Below are 18,520 nucleotides of genomic sequence, written 5' to 3' on the forward strand. Positions count from 1 at the left end.
GACAATATGATATTCATCGCATGGGATCTGGCGAGGAGCAATGCCGATGATGCTGGAACGATCGGACGGTGATACGCGCCGGCCACCTTTATTGCCGCATGGCCCCGTGCTGATGGCGGGCTTCGAGCGGCGCAGGATCCGCACCCGCGGCGCCGAGATCGAGGTCGCCATCGCCGGCAGCGGACCGCCGCTGCTGCTGATCCACGGCAACCCGCTCAACCTGGCGAGCTGGCACAAGATCGCACCCTCGCTGGCGCAGAGCTTTACGGTGGTGGCGACCGACCTGCGTGGCTATGGCGACAGCTCCAAGCCGGAGGGTGGCGGGGACCATTCCGAATACAGCTTCCGCGCCATGGGCGAGGACAATTTCGACGTGATGGACGCGCTCGGCTTCGGCAGCTTCGCGATTGCGGGACACGACCGGGGCGCCCGCGTCGCCTTCCGCATGGCGCTCGACCAGCCGCATCGCGTCATGGCGCTGGCGGCGCTCGACATCGTGCCGACCCACCATGTCCTGACCCATGTCAGCCTGGGCTGGGGGCTGGAATCCTATCACTGGTTCTTCATGGCGCAGAAGGCGCCCTTCCCCGAGCGATTGATCTGCGCCGATCTCGATTATTACATCCGCTACAAGCTCAACAAGAAAGGCGTCGGGCTCGAGATCTTCACACCCGAGGCGCTGGCCGATTATGCCCGCTGCACGACGCCGGAGCAGATTCACGCCGTCTGCGAGGACTACCGCGCCACGGTGACGCTCGACCTCGCCATGGACACGGCCGATTACGGCAAGCGCAAGATCGACTGTCCGGTCCTCGTACTATGGGGCTCGAACAGCCATTGCGGCCGGCATTTCAAGCCGATCGAGGCCTGGAGCGAATGGGCGCACGACCTGCGCGGTTGGGCGATCCCGACCGGCCATTACCCGGCTGAGCACCGACCCGACCTCGTCTACGCCAGCTTCCACGCGTTCTTCTCGGGCCGGGAACCCGCGCCCTACAGCGAAGCCGCCTGATGGCTGCGGTCGATCCGCATGAGGCGAAACGGCGGCTGCATGCGCCCAGTGAGATCGCCTGCCTCGATGTGCGAGAACACGGCCAATACGGCGAGGGTCATCCCTTCCTCGCCGTGCCCTGCCCCTATAGCCGGCTTGAGGCCATGGTCGCGGCTCTCGTGCCGCGCCGTGACGTACCGATCATCCTGGTCGACGAAGGCGACGGCCTGGCACGGCGCGCCACAAAGCGTCTAGCCGCGCTGGGCTATGCGGAGATTGACTGGATCGACGGTGGCGCCCCCGCCTGGGCAGCCGCAGGCTACACCCTGTTCAAGGGCGTAAACCTGCCGAGCAAGACGCTGGGCGAGCTGGTCGAGGCGCAGTGGCATAGTCCCGCTATGGGACCGGATGCTCTCGAGGCGTGGCGGAGCGAGTACCGGTCCTTTCAACTGTTCGACGGCCGCCCCGCCGTCGAATTCGCCAAGATGACCATTCCCGGATCGCGCTCCATGCCCAATGGCGAGGCGGGTCATCGCTGGGAGGCGCTCGCCCCGGAAGGCGGCCCGGTCGTGATCAATTGCGCGGGGCGCACACGCAGCATCATCGGGGCGGCAGGTCTCGCGCTCATGCAACCCGGATTGCCCGTGCTCGCCCTGGAGAACGGTACTCAGGGCTGGGCCTTGTCGGGCCGCACTCTGGCGCATGGCGTGGCCGCAGCGCCCCTGCCGGCAGCGCAGACCGCGGCAAGTCGGCAGCGCGCCGATGCCTTCATGGCGGCACATGGCCTCCTGCAGATCGATCGCGCCGAAGCCGACAGGCTTGCGCGCGAGCCGGGCCGGACGACCTATCTCCTCGATGTGCGCGATCCCACCGAGCATTCGGCCGCGCCGCACGCCGCCGCGCCCTCCGCGCCGGGTGGCCAGCTCGTCCAGGCCACGGACCAATGGATCGGCGTGCGGCGCGCCCGCGTGATCCTCGCCGACGATACCGGCTTGCGGGCGGCGCTTGCCGCCTTCTGGCTGCGTCAGCTCGGCTACGAGACCTGTGTGCTTGCCGGCATCGATGCCTGGCCCGCCGATTGGCGCCTGCCCGTCGAGCCCCTTGGACGACGGCATCCGGCCGCACTGCCTGAGGTCGCGGCGAGCGAAGCTGTCTCGCGAGCCCGGGAGGGCGACCTCCTGCTCGATCTGCGCGGCTCGTTCGACTATCGCGCAGGGCATCTGCCCGGCGCCGCGTGGTCGATCCGCCCCCGCCTGCCGGCAGTGGCCGGACGCGGCGTCCTGCTGGCCGGCGATACGAGCACCACGGCCTTGGCCACCATCGACCTGATCGAGGCCGGCGCTGTCTCGGTGCACAGGATCGCGGGCGATGCGCAGGGCTGGCGCAATGCCGGACTTGCCCTGGAAACCTCACCGGACGCCCCCGCCGACGCTGACGCGATCGACTTCCAGTTCTTCGTGCACGACCGGCATGACGGCAATCTCGATGCCGCCCGGCGCTACCTCGCCTGGGAAATGGGCCTCCTCGCCCAGCTCGACGACGCCGAACGCGGCGAGTACCGGCTGGATGCGATTGATCTCAGAGCAGGATGCGAAAAAGTGGGAACCGGTTTTTCGCGTTGATCCTGCTCTCGCTTTTGGATGAGAGCCGGATGATGTCTGATGGCATCACTTTGTGATTCCATCAGACATCATCCGGCTCTAGCCGATCGCGCTGACGATCGCCTCGGTCATGGCGCGCGTACCGGCCGTGCCGCGGATGTCGCGCGTGCGCGTCTGCGGTGAGGCCAGCGCCTTGTCGATCGCACCCTGCATCGTGCGAGCTGCGTCCAGCGCTTGCGGGAGTGTCCTGGCGCGGCCGAGATGCTCGATCAGCATCCGCGCCGATTCGATCATCGCATAGGGGTTGGCGATGTCCTTGCCGGCGATATCGGGAGCAGAGCCATGCGTCGCCTGCGCCATGGCGAGCCCACCCTCCCCGATGCACAGGCCCGGCGCCATGCCGAGCCCGCCGACGAGACCGGCAGCCTCGTCGGTCAGGATATCGCCGAACATATTCGTCGTCACCACCGTGTCGAAACTCTGCGGATCACGGATCAGGCGCATGGCGAAAGTATCGACGATCACCTCGTCGACCGTTACGTCGGGATAATCCTTCGCCACCTCGTAGCAGCTTTCCACGAACATGCCGCAGCCGAGCTTGAACACGGTGTTCTTATGCACGAGCGTCAGCCGCTTCTTGCGCGAGCGGGCGATATCGAGGGCGGCGCGCGCGACCTTGCGGCTGCCCTTGCGCGAGATGACGCGCACCGAGATGGTCAGGTCGTCATTGGGCCTGAACTCGCCGGAGCCCATCACCACATTGCGGTCCGGCTGAAAGCCTTCGTTGTTCTCCCGCACGATGACGAGGTCGATATCGTCATAGATGCAGCCGATGCCCGGATAGGAGCGCGTCGGGCGGACATTGGCGAACAGGTCGAAATGCTTGCGCAGGATCGGATGCGGATTGATCGCGCCCGGACCCTTCGGATAGGCCTGATGGCCGATCGGACCGAGAATGAAGCCATCGAAGCTCGCGAGCGTCTCCAATGTGCCCTCGGGCATCGTCGTGCCGTGGCTGTCGAGCGCGGCACGCCCGATCGGCATCGGCTGCCAGTCGATCTCCAGCCCATGCCGGACAGCGGCAGCCTGCACCACCGCCACGGCCGCCGGCACGATCTCGTGGCCGATATCGTCCCCGTCGAGGACGCCGATGACGAGCTGAGCCATGGTCACAACCGCAACGGCGCCATCAGGCGCTCAATCGAGGGCAGCGTCTCCAGATCGCGCACCAGGGCGATCACGTCTTCGATCCGCTCCGGCGCAAGCCTGGCGAAGCCTGCGGTCTCGCGGAACTTGTCGGAGACCTCCTCATAGCTCATCGGGTTGGTCGGGCTGCCCTTGCCGAAATCGGCCCGGCCCGAGATCGTCCGGCCGTCCTTCAGCGCGATGGCGATCAGGGTCGTCATCTTGTCGTAGCCGGCCGCCTCCGCCTCCTCATCGACGACGAAGTCGATGCGCTCGATCATCGCCTTTATGTCGGGGCGGTTCACGACCTCGTCGGTGAACTCGGCAAGACCGGCTTTGCCCTCGATCAGGAGGGCCGCCATGCAGAACTCCATCGAGAACTTGGCCTGGAGCTCGTTGGTCGGGCGGTGGTGGATCAGGGCATTGGGCATGTTGTGGTTGGTGCCGATGCGGACCCGCTCGACCTCGCCGGCCGTGATCCTGTTCTCGCGGATGAGGCGCAACATCTCGGTCATGCCGGGATGGGTGAGCGAGCCCGACGGATGCGGCTTGATCGAGATGCCTGGCGTCGCAAAGGTCCAGGGCGCGCCGAGCTGATTAAGGATCGCAGCCTCGTCATAGCCGCCGCCGGCGGCGCGGAAGAAGCCGCGCGGCGCCTCCAGGATCTTGTCCGTGGCGCTCCAGCCATATTCGGCGAACTGGGCCGCCGCGACGCCGCTCTCCGACGAGCGCCCGGCATGGAAGGGTTTTGTCATCGTGCCGAAATTCTCGCGCAGGCCAGCCGACTGGCTGCCGGCGATGGAGAGCGCGCGCAAGGTCTGGTCGAGATTGAGCCCCATCAGCTTGGCGCTGGCGGCGGCGGCGGCGAAGGTGCCGCAGGTTGCCGTGGCGTGAAAGCCGGTCTGGTAGTGGCGCGGGTTGATCGCCTCGGCGATCTTGCACTCCACCTCGACGCCCAGATGATAGGCGAGCATCACCTCGCGCCCGCTGGCGCCCTTCGCCTCACCCATCGCAAGCGCTGCCGGCAGCGCGGGCGCGGTCGGATGGGTGAGCAGGCCGTAAACCCGGTCCTTGGCCACGGCGAGCTGGGTGTCGTCATAATCGTCCGCATGAATGCCGACGCCATTGGCGAAGGCGGCGAAACGCGGCGCGACCTTCAATTTCGAGCCGATCACGGTGGCCGGCCCCTCCCCGAGATTCAGATCCAGCAAATGCCGGCGGACATAGTCGCCGCTATGGGCAACCGAGCCCGACAGCGCCAGCCCAAGCCCGTCGAGGATCGATTTCTTGCCCAACGCGACAATATCGCCGGGCAAATCCGCCGGCGAAGCCTCGCAGATGAAGCTCGCGACATAGCGCGTCAGGCCATTATCCGAAGGCGAAAGATTATCGGGCGTCTTCATGGCGTCCTCCAGGATTGGTCACCAGCGTCTAATTGTCTTTTGCTGATTGTCAACAGTTTAAGATTCGATGGCATCCGCCAATTGCGGCTGATAGATTGAGGCAACCGCACGGAACCCATTGCAGGAACCCCATGGCATGAGTCTCGATATCGATTCCGCCCTGCAGCTTCGCCGCAACCAGTCGCTGACCTCGATCATCCGCCACGAGCTGGAGCAGATGATCGAGCGGGGCGAGCTGAGTGCCGGCGAGCGGCTCAACGAGAATGCGCTCGCGGCCAAGCTGGGGGTCAGCCGGGGGCCGATCCGCGAGGCCTGCCGCGGGCTGGAGCAGAGCGGGCTGGTGAATGTCATCGTCAACCGCGGCGTGTTCATCCGCGCGCTCGACGGACGCGAGGCGGCAGAACTCTACGAGATCCGGGCCGCGCTCTATGGCCTGGCTGGCCGGCTGCTGGCGCCCATCGTCACCGACCAGCAGATCGCCATCCTCACCGGTTATGTCGAGGAGATGGACGCTGCCATGGCGGCCGGAGACCTGAACAGCTTCTATCCCGGCAATTTGCGCTTTCACGAGGCCATCGTCGAATTCGGCGGCAATACCCGCCTGGCGGCCGAATGCGCCGCGATCCACCGCGAGATGCACCTGCTGCGCCGCCGCACCCTCGACATGCCGGGCCGGATGGCGACCTCCAATGACGAGCACCGCGCCATCCTCGAACGCATCGCGGCACGTGACCCCATCGGGGCCGAGGCTGCGCTGGAGGAGCATGTCCTGATCAGCCGCAGCGCACTGTTTGGCCCACTTGGTCATTATCCCGACGCCTGATCAGCCGCGGACCGGGCCAACTCTCACGCCCCCGAGAAGCGGCAGGCGATTGGCGAGGAACACGACGGCGAACGAGACCATCAGCAGCATGATCCCGAGCACGGAGATCGCGCCGAGATCGCCGGATTCGTTCAGGTCGTAGATGATGACCGAGACGAGCTTGGTGTCCGCCGTCGTCAGCAGGATCGTGGCGGAGAGTTCGCGGATCGTGCCGATGAAGACGAAACACCAGGCCGCCACGACATTGGAGCGCAGTAGCGGCGCGGTGATGGTGCGCAGCGTCGTCATCCGCGTCGCACCCAGAATGCGCCCCGCCTCCTCCAGTTCGACATGCACGCTTTTGAAGGCCGAGGAGAGCTGCTGGTAGCCCGCCGGCATCTCGATGGTCAGGAAGGCGATCAGCAGGATCCAGAGCGTGCCGTAAAGCGGCAAGATCGGGCTGGAATAGCTGAGGAAGAGGCCGACACCGAGCACGATGCCGGGGATCGCGATCGGCGCGGTCGCGAGATAGCCGAGATAAGGCGCCGCCCGCGAGGTGCCGCGCGTGACGAGATAGGCCACGACGAGCGCGATCGCCGTGCCGATGGTCGCCGTGAGAAAGCCGAGCAGGAAGGTATTACGCAGCGCGAGCTGCGTCGCGGAAAACTCGAAGAACACGAACCAGATATGATGGAGCGTGAAGCTCTCGAAGGTCAGCGGCTCGGCCACGGTGCGGGTGAGCGCGGTCTTCACAAGCGCTGCATAGGGCATCAGCACCGTCAGCGAGAGGATGAGGAAGGTGAAGCCGAGCGCCAGCCATTTCCAGCGCCCGAGCACGGTGATGCGCACGCTCCCGCTCTTGCCGCCGAGCGTGGTGTAGCCGCGTCGGCCGAGGATGCGCCGCTGCGTCCACAGCAACAGGATGGTGACGAGAAGCAGCGGCAGCGCGGCAGCAGCTGCAAGCCCTGGCTTGGGCGGATACTGGAACAGGCTCCAGATCTTGGTGGTGATGACATGGAAATTCGCCGGCAAGGCCAGGATGGCCGGCGAGCCGAACATCGTCAGCGCCTGCAAGATCGCGATGAGGGAGCCGGCGAGCATGGCGGGCAGCACGAGCGGGATCGTCACCTTGCGCAAGGTCGGCCAAAGGCCGCCGCCGAGGATGGCGGAGGCCTCCTCCAGCTCGGTCGGCACACGTTCGAGCGCGTTCGTCACCAATGTGAAGACATAGGGGAAGGTGTAGCAGGAGATGGCGAAGACCAGCCCCGAGAGCGTGTAGATGTCGACGAGGTACTCGTAAGGGTCCAGGCCGAACAGCCAGCGATAGACGGCATTGATGATGCCGCTATTGGGCGCGGCGAGAATCTCCCAGGCGATGGCGCCGAGGAAGGGCGGCGTCACGAAGGACGCCATGACGAGCCCGCGCACCATGCCGCGGCCCGGCATGTCGGTGCGCGCCACGATCCAGGCGAGCGGGACCGCGATGACGCAGGACATCGCCCCAACGCTCAGCGACATGGTGATAGCGATGATGAAGGGCCGGCGCAGCGTCGCATCGGTGACCAGCGCCCTGAAATTGGCGAGGCTCAGGCTGCCCGTCTGATCCGTTATCGCGTAATAGCCGAGCCAGCCGAGCGGCAGCAGCACCAGCACCGCCAGGATCACCGTGAGCAGCACGAAGATCGGCCGCGACCAGTCCAAACTGATGCGGCGCGTGGGAATCCCGGCGTCGATCCCGGCTATCGCAGTCATGAGGATCTCCGTGCGCAGCCAGCACGCGACGCGAAAACGCCGAGCGCTGATTTCGTCAAAAGGCGAAAGGACGGCGCGAAACGCCCGCGCCGCGGGAGGACAGCCTCGGCCGGATCAAGTGCCGAAATACTCTTCGTATTTTTTCTTGATCATCTCGATATTGGGCTCGAGCTTGACCGGGTCGGAATAGAGCAGCTTGATCTTGGAGAGTGGCACGCGCGTCTCCTTCTCCTTGACGCGTGGGTGGAAGGAGCGCAGCCCGCCGAAATCGCTGTTGAGCTGCTGCGTCTCCTGGTCGAACAGGAAGGAGTAGAACAGCTTCGCGGCATTGGGATGCGGCGCGTTCTTGAGCAGGCCGCCATGGCCGATGGCGATTGGCGTGCCCTCCGTCGCATAGACGATCTCGACGGGAACGCCGCTCTCCTTCAGCATGAACATGTTGTATTCGTTGCCGTCGGCCTCGATGGAGCGCTCGCCCTGGGCCAGTTTCTTCGGCGGCTCGGTCGATGACTGCACCTGCATGATGCGCTGCTTGCCGAGCTTCTCGAAAAAGTCCCAGCCGAGCGCCTGGCTCAACACGTCGGTCCCGGTCATCACCGTGCCGGAATAGCCGGGATGGGCTTTTACGATGCGGCCGCGCCATTTCGGATTGAGCAGGTCGGCATGGCTCTTAGGCGCCTCCTCGGCCTTCACCTGCTTGGTGTTGTAGCCGATGACCGAGAGATGCGCCCGATAGGCAGCGTAGTAGCCGTCCGGATCTCTGGCCTCCTTCGGCCAGTCCTTGGCGACCTCGGCCGGCACGGCCTGGGCCAGCCAGCCATTGCGCTTGAACAGCACGAAGTGCACCGCATCCGAGGTTTCCACCACATCGGCATTGTAGATCGAGCTGCCATATTCCTGGCTGAGGCGCTGGAACACGCGTTCCGCGCCTGAGCGCTCGACCTTGACCTTGATGCCGGGATATTTCGCCTCGAAGGCGCTGCCGACCCGCTCGGCAACCACGACATCGGTGGCGGTATAGAAGGTGACGGTGCCTTCCTTCTTCGCCGCCTCGATGAGCTCCGGCGTGACGTCATAGGGTGCGGGGGCCTGCGCCAGGGCGGGCAGGCCGCCGAGAGCCGTGGAGAGAAGAAGGCCGGCCATCACGGAGCGTCTGTCGAACCTTGGGCGTTTCATTCTTGGTCCTCCCGATTGTTATGGTTGGCGAGAGCGTTTTCGAGCGAACTGGCCCCCGGTTCGCGTGAAGAAAACGCGTTACAACAAAGGGCTAGAGCTATTGAACGATCCAATTGGATCGGAAATTGCTCTAGGGCGGCCTTTGGCCGCCTCGTTCAACGAGCCAGGGCGCGGCAATACTCCTGCGGAAAGTGCAGCCAGACGGGCTGGCCGCGATCGATGGCCAGATGAGGCTCGGCCACCGTGCGAATCTGCGCACCGCCGGGAAGCTCGATCAGGTAGTCGCGATGCGAGCCGAGATAGACCTGGCGCAGGACCGTGCCCTGCGTCCGGTTGGGGCCGTCGCCCTGGGGCTTGGAGTCCAGCACGATGTCGTGGTGGCGCACCGAGACGACGCCGTCCCCGCCGGCGGAGAAGTCGCCGGCGCCGCAGCGCAGTTTCAGCGGACCACATTCCACCGTCTCGGCATCGAGCCAGCGGCCCTTCAGGATATTGGTGCCGCCAAGGAAGCGCGCGACGAATTCCGACTGCGGCCGCTCGTAGATCTCCTCGGGACTCCCGGCCTGCTCGATGCGCCCCTGGTTCATCACGACGATCAGATCGGCCGTGGTCATGGCCTCGGCCTGATCATGCGTCACATAGACCGTGGTGTAGCGGAAGGCATCGTGCAGGCGGCGGATCTCGAAGCGCATCTCCTCGCGCAGATTGGCGTCGAGATTGGAGAGCGGCTCGTCCAGCAGCAGGATCTCGGGCTCGACGACGAGCGCGCGGGCCAGTGAGACACGTTGCTGCTGCCCGCCCGAAAGCTCTCCGGGATAACGCTCGGCAAGCGCCTTCAATCGCGTGACGTCGAGAATCTTGTCGACCAGCCTCACGATCTCGGCGGCCGACATCTTCCGAAGCATCAGGCCGTAGCCGATATTCTCGCGAACAGTCATGTGCGGCCAGAGCGCATAGCTCTGGAAGATCATCGACATGCCCCGCCGCTCCGGAGGTTCGCTCCACCCGGCGGACGAGATCGTGCGTCCGCCGACGTGAATTTCACCGCCCTTGGGTGTGATGAAGCCAGCGATCAGTCGCAGCGTCGTCGTCTTGCCGCAGCCCGATGGTCCGAGCAGGCAGACGAGATCGCCCTTCTCGACTTTGAGGTCGACGCGATCGACCACGGTCAGCGCGCCATAGCGCATGGTGAGGTCGGCCAGCTCCAGAAACGCCAATGCATCCTCCCAGACGCCGTTTCATCGCAAGATGAGCCCGGGCGTTGCGCATCGTCCGGCATTACGCCGGGCTACGTCCGCCTCTGTGTGAGCTATCGACCGAAGGCTACGGACCCTCGATTAGATTGTCAACAATAAGCATTTCATTTTGCAGATTGTTGACATTCTTCAGATGACATTTTACCCACGATTCCCGAGGAAGGAAAGCCAATGCTCGCCCAAGCCATCGAGCTGCTGAGGGATCGCTCCCTGCCGATGCTGATCGAGCAGGAGATCGAGCGCGTGATCCTGGGCGGCGAATACGCCCCCGGCGACAAGATCAACGAGCAGGCGCTGGCCCTGCGTTTCGGCATCAGCCGCGGCCCTATTCGCGAGGCTCTGCGCTCGCTCGACCGCACCGGCTTGATCGACACCATTCCCAACCGCGGCGTCTTCGTGCGGCGGCTCACGGCCGCGCAAGCCGCCGAGATCTACGACGTGCGCGCCGCGCTTTTCGCCCTCGCCGGGCAATGTCTCGCCATTCGGGCCAGCGCAGCGGATGTAGAGCGCCTGCGAGGCCACGTCGCGGCCATGGACGAGGCCGTCGCGCGCGACGATTTCGAGACCTACATCACCGAGAATTTCGCGCTGCACGAAGCGATCGTCACCCGCGCCGGTAACGCCACCCTCGCCACGCATTACCTCGCGCTCGTCAAGCAATTGCGGCTCTACCGCACCCGCAACCTGATGCTGGCGGATTCCGTGCAGGCCTCCAATGAAGAGCATCGCGAGATGGTGGAAGCCATCGCCGCGCGCGACCCCGCCCGCGCCTATGCCGCTCATTTCAACCATGTGGCCACGGCCAAGATACGCCTGATGGCGAACCATCTGACTTGAGAGGGAACTCCCGTGAGCGCAGCCGCCAGCGACATCACCCGCCAAGCTCTCCACTTCATCGAGACCACCAGCTATGCCGACCTCTCGCCTGAGGCTTTACGGATAGGACGACGCTGCATCGTCGATGCGCTCGGCCTCTATCTCGCGGGCAGTCGCGAGCATTCGGTCGAGATCCTCATCGCTGACGCCCTCGAACAGGGCGGGCGGGCCGATGCGCCACTGCCGGCAGCTGGCGCTCACCGCGTGCCGGCCGCGCTCGCAGCCCGTGTCTGGGGCACCGCCGGCCATGCGCATGACTGGGACGACACGCAGGTCTCGCACGATCCCGCCCATATCTATGGACTGCTCACGCATCCAACTATTCCGCCGTTGACGGCGGCCCTGGTCATGGCCGAGCGGCTCGGCATCCGCGACGGCAAGGCGGTGATGCTGGCCTTCCAGCTCGGCTTCGAGGTCGAGTGCAAGATCTCGGAATGGATGACGCCACGGCACTACCGGCGCGGCCATCATACCAGCGGCACGGTCGGGACCTTCGGCGCCTGTGTCGCCGCAGCCCATCTTCTGGGCCTGTCGGGAGACCGGCTCGCCCATGCGCTGGGAATGGCGGCGAGCTTTGCTGCCGGCATCCGCTGCAATTTCGGCACCATGACCAAGCCGCTACATGTCGGACGCGCCTGCGAAAACGGCGTCACCGCCGCGCTCCTCGCCGCGCGAGGCTTCGACGCCGACCCCGCGGCGCTCGACGGGCCCTGGGGCTTTTTCTCGGTGATGGGGGAAGGCTTCGATACGCAGAAGGCCAAAGAAGGCTTCGGTCGGCGGCTCACGATCGAGAACCCGGGAATCTCGATCAAGCCCTACCCGTCCGGCATCCTGACGCATCAATCCATGGATGCGATGCTGAAGCTCGTCCTCGATCACGACCTGAAACCGGAGCAGGTGGAGCGCGTGCGCTTCTTCGCCGGCAAGAACATCATCGAGCCGATCCGCTATCCGATCGCCAGGAACCATCTGCAGGCCAAATTCTCCATGCCGGCGCTGCTGGCGATGATCGTGCTGTGCCGGCGCGCTAGCCATCACGAATTCGAGGACGTCTTCGTGGCCGGAGAGGCGATGCAGGACCTGCAGGCCCGCACCGATGTGATCAACGATCCCGAGATCGACGCCAGGGGCTACGACCTCATCCGCTCACGCATCGAGGTCCAGACAAAGGACGGGCGCACCCTCGTGCAATGGGCCGACGAGCGCTATCGCGGCGGCCCGTTGAATCCGATCAGCGACGCCGATCTCGACGGCAAGTTCCGCATGTGCGCCGAGGGTGTGCTCGACAGCGCGACGCAGGACGAGGTCCTGGCGCTGACCCGGAGCTTCGATACCGGGGCCGATCTGGCGCGCCTGATAGCCCTGATGACCGGGACCGCGCAGCCCGTATATTCAGTCGCCTGACGCGTTCCGCGCGGGATCTGTCCGGCCGCGTCGCGCTCATTGCCCGCGCTCAGACAGTCATTAGCGGGGTAGAACCCGGCCTGGATTCATCAGCTCATCCGGGTCGAGAAGCCCCTTGATGCGCTGCATCAGCAAAAGCTCGACCGGCGGCTTGTAGCGCGACATCTCGCCGAGATGGATCGAGCCGATGCCGTGCTCGGCGCTGAAGGTGCCGCCGAGATCGGCGGCGATGTCGTAGAGCAGATGCCCGACCGCCCGGGTCGCGCCCGGCTTGTCTGCCATCGCGCCCCAATCGGCATGGCTGAACATGGCGATGTAATGCAGATTGCCGTCCCCGAGATGGCCGACCACGACCGGCACCGCCTGGGGAAACGCAGAGGCAAGCGCAGCTTCCGCCCGATGCACGAACTGCGGAATGCGCGCGGGCGGCACGGCAATGTCGTGCGTCAGGCCCAAGCCTTCCCTGACATTGGCCTCGGTGACGTTGTGGCGCAGATGCCAGAGCTGCTGGCGCTGGCGCTCGCTTGTGGCGATGGTCGCGTCCGTCACGGAGCCTGCAGCCATCGGTTCTTCCAGAATCGCGGTCAGGCGGTCGCAGACCACCGCTTCGCCCTCCGCACCCGCGATCTCGACGAGCACATACCAGGGCGCCTCGCTCGCCAAGGGGTGGGCCGTGCCGGGGATATGCCGCACGACCAGTGCGAGTTCGCTCTCGGAGATCAGCTCGACCGCGGAGACGGCGCCGGGAAACTCGGTCTGTAGTGCCTGCGCCAACGCCGCCGCCGTCTCGATCGAGCCGACGGCGATCAAAGCGGTGACGCTATGGCGCGGCCGCGGGAAAAGCTTCAGCGCCGCAGCCGTGACGATGCCGAGCGTGCCTTCCGAACCGATGAAGAGGTTCTTGAGATCGTAGCCGCTGTTGTTCTTGCGCAGCGTGCGCAAGCCGTTCCAGATCGTTCCATCCGGCAGGACCGCCTCGATACCGAGGACGAGGTCGCGCATGTTGCCGTAGCGGACGACCGCCGTGCCGCCGGCATTGGTCGCGATATTGCCGCCTATCTGGCACGAACCCTCGGCGCCGAGGCTCATCGGGAACAGCCGGTCCGCCGCAAGCGCCGCCTCCTGCACATTCGCCAGCACGCAGCCGGCCTGCACCAGCATCGCATTATCCCGCGGGTCGACGGACAGGATGCGGTTCATCCGGCGCAGATTGACAACGATGCCACTCCCAGAAGCATCCGGCACCGAACCGCCGCAGACGCTGGTGTTGCCGCCTTGCGGATAGATCGGAACCCGATGACGGCCGCAGAGACTGACGATCGCGGCGACAGCCTCCGTCGACCCCGGCAGCGCGATGGCAAGGGCTTGCCCTTCATGGCGTTTGCGCCAGTCGATCAGATGCGGCTGCATCGCAACCGGCTCATCCAGGACAAGCGTGTCCAGAATGGCCTTGAGCACAGCCAGAAAGCTCTCGGACATCAAGCTCACCCGTTCAGAAGAATGACGTCGCCATCATCCCAGGCGACATGCAGCCGGTCGCCCGCCTTGACGCGTAATGCGGCGCGTTCGGAGATGTTCTTCGCGACGAAGCTCGCTCCGTTCGCGGCGCGGATCGTCAAACGCGTCATGCCGCCGACAAAGGAGACATGATCGACCGCGCCCGAAAGCGTGTTGACGCCGTCGGGCGGCGCCTGCTCCGCCGCCACGATCCTGAGCTTCTCCGGGCGAACGAGAACCTTGGCGCCGGACCTCGCCGTGGCCGCTGGCCGGAACGTCGTACCGTCTGCAGCCCGCAGCAGCCCGGCTCCTACAGGCATGACATCGAAGAGATTGGACTCGCCGATGAACTGGGCCGCAAAGATATTAGCCGGCTCGAAATAGAGCTGCTCCGGCGTGCCGATCTGAGCGACACGGCCGCCTTCCATCAGGCACACCGTGTCCGACAGGTTCAGCGCCTCTTCCTGATCATGCGTGACATAGATGATCGTGGTGCCGAGTTCAGTGTGGAGGCGCTTGATCTCCTCCTGCATCTGGTCGCGCATGTTCTTGTCGAGCGCGCCGAGAGGCTCGTCCATCAGGATGATCTTGGGCGAGTAGACGATGCAGCGCGCGATGCCGACGCGCTGCTGCTGCCCGCCGGAAAGCTGGCGCGGCTTGCGCGCCTCGAAATCGGTCAGGCCGACGCGAGCCAGCACGTCGCGCACCTTGCTCGCGATCTCGCTTTTCGGCAGTCCGCGGATCTTCAAGGGATAGGCGACATTGTCGAAGACGCTCATATGCGGCATCAGCGCATAGTTCTGGAACACCATGCCGATACCGCGCTCGCGCGCCGGCTGCACGGTCACGTCCCGGCCGTCGAGCAGGATGCGGCCGGAGCTCGCCGCCACGGCCCCGGAGATCAGGTTCAGAATGGTGCTCTTGCCCGAGCCGCTGGGCCCGAGCAGCGTCAGGAACTCGCCCCGGCGAACCGAAATGTCGGTCCTGTGCAGGGCGGTGAAATCGCCATAGGCCTTGCTGAGGCCTTCGAGCCTGATGACCGGCTCGGCCTCCGGAGGAGGTGCTGCGCTCATGGTCATGACAGGCGCCTCCATAACCTCGACCGCGCTCATGCCGGCACCGGGACGGTATAGGCGAGCGGCAACCTCCCACCATCGGCATAGATGGTCTGGCCCGTCATGTAGCTCGACGCATCGCTCGCGAGGAAGACGGCGACTTTAGCGATCTCCTCGGGTTGCCCGAGACGGCCCATGGGGGTGCGGGCCAGGATGTTGTTCAGCGCATCGGGATTGGTGTTGACGATCTGGGCGAGCAGTTCTGTCTCGATGCTGCCCGGCCCGATGCCGTTGACGCGGATGCCGTGCTTGGCGAGGCCGAGCGCCATCACCGCCGTGAGCTGGTTCAGCCCGCCCTTGCTCACCGCATAGGGCACGATATGGGGGCTGCAGACCACGGCGTTGATCGAACTCATATTGATGATGACGCCCCGGCGACCCTGTTCGACCATCTTGCGCGCACTCGCCTGGCCGGTCAGGAAGCCGCCCTTGAGGTTGACGCGCAGGACGCGGTCGAAATCCGCTTCCGAGATGTCGAGGATCTCGGCGTTCTGGTTGATGCCGGCATTGCTGACGGCGATATCGAGGCCGCCAAACCAGTCGCAGGTCGTCTCGATCAATCGGGCCACGTCCTCGGATGAGCCGACGTCGCAATGGCTGTAGCGGCAGCGGTTGCCGAGCTCGCGGGCGAGCCCGGCGCCGAGTTCGTCCTGAACGTCGGCGATCACGACATTGGCGCCCTGCGCGACGAATTCGCGCGCGATCGCGGCGCCTATGCCCTGCGCGGCGCCGGTGACGATGGCTGTCTTGTTCTCAAGCTGCATGATGTTCTCGGATGGCCTCAAAGGTTCGCCGTCGCCCGCTCGCGGTCGAAGCAGCCATCGTCGACGGCTTTCGAGAGGAACTGCTTCTGGATGCGCTGGGTCGGCGTCTTCTGGAATTCGTCGACGAAGGCGACGAAACGGGGGATCTGGAAGGTGGCAAGCCGCGGCTGGCACCAGAGCAGGAGGTCGGCGGCGCTGAGCTGCTGATCCGGCTTGAGCTTGACGAAGAGCTTGAGGTCCTCGTCGGCGAGTTCGTTGGTCACGCCGATCAGGGCGCTTTCCTCGACCGCGGGGTGATCGTTGATCACCCGCTCGACCTCCCAGGCCGAGATGTTCTCGCCGCGGCGACGCAGGCTGTCCTTCTTGCGTCCGAGGAAGAATATGAAGCCGTCCTCGTCGCGATAAGCGAGATCGCCCGTATAGAGCCAGCCATCGCGGATGGTCTTTGCGGTCGTCTCCGGATCCTTGTGGTAGCGGGCGACCATCACGCCCCGCTCGTTCTCGGTGACCCGGATCTCCCCGGCCTCGCGCGGCTTCGTCACGGTGCCGCTGTCGTCGACGATCTCGACCTCGAAATAATCGACCGCCTTGCCGATCGAGCCGAGCTTTCCCTCGGTGTTGATGGTGCTGAAGCTCGAGGTCTCGGTCATGCCGTAGCCCTCGCGGATCTGCATCCCGAAGCGCGCTTCGAACTCCCGCCAGATACCGACCGGGCAGCCGCCGCCCCAGGCGATCATGGCTCCGTGATTGCGGTCATCCGGCGAGGGCGGCTGCTTGAGCAGGAGCTGGAGCACCCCGCCGACGAAATGCACATGGGTCGCGCCGTATTCGCGTACCTCGCTCCAGAAACGCGAGGCGCTGAAGCGCGGCACCAGTGCGAGCGTGACCGGCACCATCAGCGACAGCACCAGCACCTCGCTGCCGAAGACGTGGTAGATCGGATCCCAGAAATGCAGCACGCTGCCGGAGCGGATATCGCCGATCCAGATCGAACCGAGCGCCGATGCGCGCAGCATCCGGTCCGTCATCTCGACGCCCTTGGCCGGGCCCGTCGTGCCGGAGGTGTAGAGGATGGTGCGCAGATCGTCGTCGCGCAGGTCGATGCCTGGATTATCCGCGAGGGGGTGAGCGAGGACAGCGTCGAGAGGAACGAAGGCTTGCGCTCCCTCCCCAGTGCGTCCGCGCCAAAGCTGGACGATGGCGGGGCGCTCCGCCAGGATGGGATCGAGACTCCCCGCATATTCGGCATCCGCGATCACCAGCGCCGGCGCGGCGTGATCGACGATATAGGCGAGGCCAAGGCCCTTGAGGTTGACGTTGATCGGAACCTGAACGGCGCCGAGCTTCATCAGGGCGAAGAAGACTGTGATGTGGTCGAGATGATGCGCGAGCATCACCGCAACATGAACGCCCTTGGCCACGCCGAGAGCGGCCAGGCCATGTGCCGCGCGGTTGACGCGGGCGTTGAGGCCGGCGCAGGTCACGACAGCATCGCCCTGTCGGCAGAAAACATGCTCCGGCCGCGTCTCGGCGCAGCGCTCGAGCAGGAGCGGCACCGTCTCGGCCTCGGAGAACCAGGCTGTCTGCTTGCGCGTCATGACCGCCTCACCAGAGCCAGCGCTTCTCGTCCGACAGCGTCCAGGTCTCGGTCTGGCTGCCGGCGTCGAAGTGTCTGCTGATCGCGACATGCCCGTTGCGCAGCCGCGTCATCATGGCGAAGAGGGCGAAAACCGCCTCGCGAAGGCCGTCATCGGCCTCGTGGGCAAAGGGCAGGAAGCCACGGATGCGCAGCGCGGCCCGGTCGGCCAGAGCCGCGTCGAGACTGCATTCATTGCGAAAGGCGCGCAGGATCGCGGCGAAGCTTGCGGCGATCGCGGCAGGCGAAGCACCTTCCTCGCCGCTCGCCTTGGCAAGGTCGGGGCCGAACTGCACCGCCAGCAACCTCATGCCGGTCGCGACCATGTCGCGCGCCGCCGGCGCGCCGAAGAGCCGGTGCATGATCTCGATCGTGTGCTGCACATAATCGACGCCGTAGCTGTAGCTGCCCTTGAGCCAGCGCGCTTCCGGCCAGATCGCCGGATCGAGCCTGGGCGCCCTGTCCGGATCGAACTCCGGCGAGCGCTCGACATGCTCGACGCGAAAACGCTCTTCCGGGGCAAGGTCGTGGTCGTATTCCTGGAAATAGCCTTCATCATAGGGATGCCCTTCAGCGACGAACTTCGTCGCCACCCAGCCCAGTCGCGGACAGCCCAGCAGCCCGCCATTGCGGGGATGCCAGGTCGAGAGGATGGTCCGGCGCACCGAGGTCGGCACCGTCAGCGCCGCGATGCCCGGATAAGTGCCCCAGGGCGAGAGATAGCGAATCCAGACCTTCTTTTGCGTCTCCTCGACCAGCTGCATGTTCAGCCCGCCGATCGAGTTGCTGAAATAGTGGTACTTGGCCGCGGCGAGCGCCGGAGGGTCGTTCTGGATGCCGAGCTTGACCAGCGCCGCCTGGAAGCGAACCTTCTGCTCGGAGGACAGGAGCGCCGACCAGATCTCATTCAGAGCCTTCTCGCCGCGCTCGCGGTAGCAGATCGCCGTCAGCCCCGAGACCACGATCCAGGCGAATTTATTGGCGAGCGCGATCCTGGCGCGCAGCGCTGCGATGTCCTCTTCGCCATAGGCAATCGTGTTCATGGGCGATCGATCCTTGCGA

General features: G+C 65.3%; 15 protein-coding genes. 5 read left to right on the forward strand and 10 right to left on the reverse strand.

The annotated features are described in order from the left end of the window. Positions 1-46: 46 nt before the first annotated feature. Together BMZ97_RS10525 and BMZ97_RS10530 are read left to right on the forward strand one after the other, a co-directional pair. Positions 47-1,012 carry an alpha/beta fold hydrolase gene (locus BMZ97_RS10525; RefSeq protein ID WP_244546330.1) on the forward strand — a complete coding sequence of 322 codons (966 nt, stop codon included), beginning with the start codon at positions 47-49 and terminating at the stop codon, positions 1,010-1,012. Beyond that, positions 1,012-2,613, forward strand: a complete 1,602-nt coding sequence (locus tag BMZ97_RS10530) for a rhodanese-like domain-containing protein (RefSeq protein WP_139221192.1) — start codon at positions 1,012-1,014, stop codon at positions 2,611-2,613. The genes BMZ97_RS10525 and BMZ97_RS10530 overlap by 1 nt, the downstream gene beginning before the upstream one ends. 78 nt (positions 2,614-2,691) lie before the next feature. Here BMZ97_RS10530 and BMZ97_RS10535 read toward each other — a convergent pair whose 3' ends face one another. Further along, the gene (locus BMZ97_RS10535; RefSeq protein WP_092168169.1) at positions 2,692-3,759 is read right to left on the reverse strand and encodes an isocitrate/isopropylmalate dehydrogenase family protein; all 1,068 of its coding nucleotides are present in this window, start codon (positions 3,757-3,759) and stop codon (positions 2,692-2,694) included. A gap of 2 nt (positions 3,760-3,761) precedes the next feature. Next, positions 3,762-5,180 (reverse strand): MmgE/PrpD family protein, encoded by a 1,419-nt coding sequence (locus BMZ97_RS10540; RefSeq protein ID WP_092168172.1) that lies wholly within the window; start codon positions 5,178-5,180, stop codon positions 3,762-3,764. 136 nt (positions 5,181-5,316) lie between these two features. Between BMZ97_RS10540 and BMZ97_RS10545 the strand changes: the two genes are divergently transcribed. Continuing rightward, positions 5,317-6,003 carry an FCD domain-containing protein gene (locus tag BMZ97_RS10545; RefSeq protein ID WP_092168175.1) on the forward strand — a complete coding sequence of 229 codons (687 nt, stop codon included), beginning with the start codon at positions 5,317-5,319 and terminating at the stop codon, positions 6,001-6,003. Here the strand turns inward: BMZ97_RS10545 and BMZ97_RS10550 are convergent, their stop codons facing one another. The 3 genes from BMZ97_RS10550 to BMZ97_RS10560 form a co-directional block, all read right to left on the reverse strand. Beyond that, the gene (locus tag BMZ97_RS10550; RefSeq protein WP_092168178.1) at positions 6,004-7,734 is read right to left on the reverse strand and encodes an ABC transporter permease; all 1,731 of its coding nucleotides are present in this window, start codon (positions 7,732-7,734) and stop codon (positions 6,004-6,006) included. It abuts the gene before it with no gap. Between the two features lie 114 nt (positions 7,735-7,848). Further along, the gene (locus BMZ97_RS10555; protein WP_244546331.1) at positions 7,849-8,877 is read right to left on the reverse strand and encodes an ABC transporter substrate-binding protein; all 1,029 of its coding nucleotides are present in this window, start codon (positions 8,875-8,877) and stop codon (positions 7,849-7,851) included. Between the two features lie 188 nt (positions 8,878-9,065). Next, positions 9,066-10,127 (reverse strand): ABC transporter ATP-binding protein, encoded by a 1,062-nt coding sequence (locus BMZ97_RS10560; protein ID WP_092168184.1) that lies wholly within the window; start codon positions 10,125-10,127, stop codon positions 9,066-9,068. Positions 10,128-10,337: 210 nt separating this feature from the next. Between BMZ97_RS10560 and BMZ97_RS10565 the strand changes: the two genes are divergently transcribed. Together BMZ97_RS10565 and BMZ97_RS10570 are read left to right on the forward strand one after the other, a co-directional pair. Continuing rightward, positions 10,338-11,003, forward strand: a complete 666-nt coding sequence (locus BMZ97_RS10565) for an FCD domain-containing protein (RefSeq protein ID WP_092168187.1) — start codon at positions 10,338-10,340, stop codon at positions 11,001-11,003. A gap of 12 nt (positions 11,004-11,015) precedes the next feature. After that, on the forward strand, positions 11,016-12,446 hold the full coding sequence (locus BMZ97_RS10570) for an MmgE/PrpD family protein (protein ID WP_092168190.1): 1,431 nt from the start codon (positions 11,016-11,018) through the stop codon (positions 12,444-12,446). Positions 12,447-12,506: 60 nt separating this feature from the next. On the opposite strand, the gene BMZ97_RS10575 is transcribed toward BMZ97_RS10570, so the two are convergent. The 5 genes from BMZ97_RS10575 to BMZ97_RS10595 are packed head-to-tail and all read right to left on the reverse strand — an operon-like array spanning position 12,507 to position 18,501. Continuing rightward, entirely contained in the window at positions 12,507-13,925 is a 1,419-nt protein-coding gene (locus BMZ97_RS10575) for an FAD-binding oxidoreductase (RefSeq protein ID WP_092168972.1), read from the reverse strand. A 5-nt stretch (positions 13,926-13,930) separates the two neighbouring features. Further along, complete coding sequence (locus tag BMZ97_RS10580; protein ID WP_244546332.1) at positions 13,931-15,022, reverse strand: ABC transporter ATP-binding protein; 1,092 nt, start codon at positions 15,020-15,022, stop codon at positions 13,931-13,933. A 29-nt stretch (positions 15,023-15,051) separates the two neighbouring features. Continuing rightward, positions 15,052-15,822, reverse strand: coding sequence for an SDR family NAD(P)-dependent oxidoreductase (locus BMZ97_RS10585; RefSeq protein WP_092168193.1), 771 nt, complete (start codon positions 15,820-15,822; stop codon positions 15,052-15,054). Positions 15,823-15,839: 17 nt separating this feature from the next. After that, the gene (locus tag BMZ97_RS10590; protein ID WP_175525502.1) at positions 15,840-17,420 is read right to left on the reverse strand and encodes an AMP-binding protein; all 1,581 of its coding nucleotides are present in this window, start codon (positions 17,418-17,420) and stop codon (positions 15,840-15,842) included. Positions 17,421-17,427: 7 nt separating this feature from the next. Continuing rightward, positions 17,428-18,501 carry a hypothetical protein gene (locus BMZ97_RS10595; protein ID WP_092168199.1) on the reverse strand — a complete coding sequence of 358 codons (1,074 nt, stop codon included), beginning with the start codon at positions 18,499-18,501 and terminating at the stop codon, positions 17,428-17,430. Between the last annotated feature and the right edge of the window lie 19 nt (positions 18,502-18,520).

It is taken from the genome of Allobosea sp. OK403, from assembly GCF_900113835.1.
Lineage (GTDB): Bacteria > Pseudomonadota > Alphaproteobacteria > Rhizobiales > Beijerinckiaceae > Allobosea.

Excerpts from the sequence above, each read along its gene's own strand:
- BMZ97_RS10525 (WP_244546330.1), top strand. The coding sequence starts at position 47 with ATGATGCTGGAACGATCGGACGGTGATACGCGCCGGCCACCTTTATTG.
- BMZ97_RS10530 (WP_139221192.1), top strand. The coding sequence starts at position 1,012 with ATGGCTGCGGTCGATCCGCATGAGGCGAAACGGCGGCTGCATGCGCCC.
- BMZ97_RS10535 (WP_092168169.1), bottom strand. The coding sequence starts at position 3,759 with ATGGCTCAGCTCGTCATCGGCGTCCTCGACGGGGACGATATCGGCCAC.
- BMZ97_RS10540 (WP_092168172.1), bottom strand. The coding sequence starts at position 5,180 with ATGAAGACGCCCGATAATCTTTCGCCTTCGGATAATGGCCTGACGCGC.
- BMZ97_RS10545 (WP_092168175.1), top strand. The coding sequence starts at position 5,317 with ATGAGTCTCGATATCGATTCCGCCCTGCAGCTTCGCCGCAACCAGTCG.
- BMZ97_RS10550 (WP_092168178.1), bottom strand. The coding sequence starts at position 7,734 with ATGACTGCGATAGCCGGGATCGACGCCGGGATTCCCACGCGCCGCATC.
- BMZ97_RS10555 (WP_244546331.1), bottom strand. The coding sequence starts at position 8,877 with ATGGCCGGCCTTCTTCTCTCCACGGCTCTCGGCGGCCTGCCCGCCCTG.
- BMZ97_RS10565 (WP_092168187.1), top strand. The coding sequence starts at position 10,338 with ATGCTCGCCCAAGCCATCGAGCTGCTGAGGGATCGCTCCCTGCCGATG.
- BMZ97_RS10575 (WP_092168972.1), bottom strand. The coding sequence starts at position 13,925 with ATGTCCGAGAGCTTTCTGGCTGTGCTCAAGGCCATTCTGGACACGCTT.
- BMZ97_RS10580 (WP_244546332.1), bottom strand. The coding sequence starts at position 15,022 with ATGACCATGAGCGCAGCACCTCCTCCGGAGGCCGAGCCGGTCATCAGG.
- BMZ97_RS10585 (WP_092168193.1), bottom strand. The coding sequence starts at position 15,822 with ATGCAGCTTGAGAACAAGACAGCCATCGTCACCGGCGCCGCGCAGGGC.
- BMZ97_RS10590 (WP_175525502.1), bottom strand. The coding sequence starts at position 17,420 with ATGACGCGCAAGCAGACAGCCTGGTTCTCCGAGGCCGAGACGGTGCCG.
- BMZ97_RS10595 (WP_092168199.1), bottom strand. The coding sequence starts at position 18,501 with ATGAACACGATTGCCTATGGCGAAGAGGACATCGCAGCGCTGCGCGCC.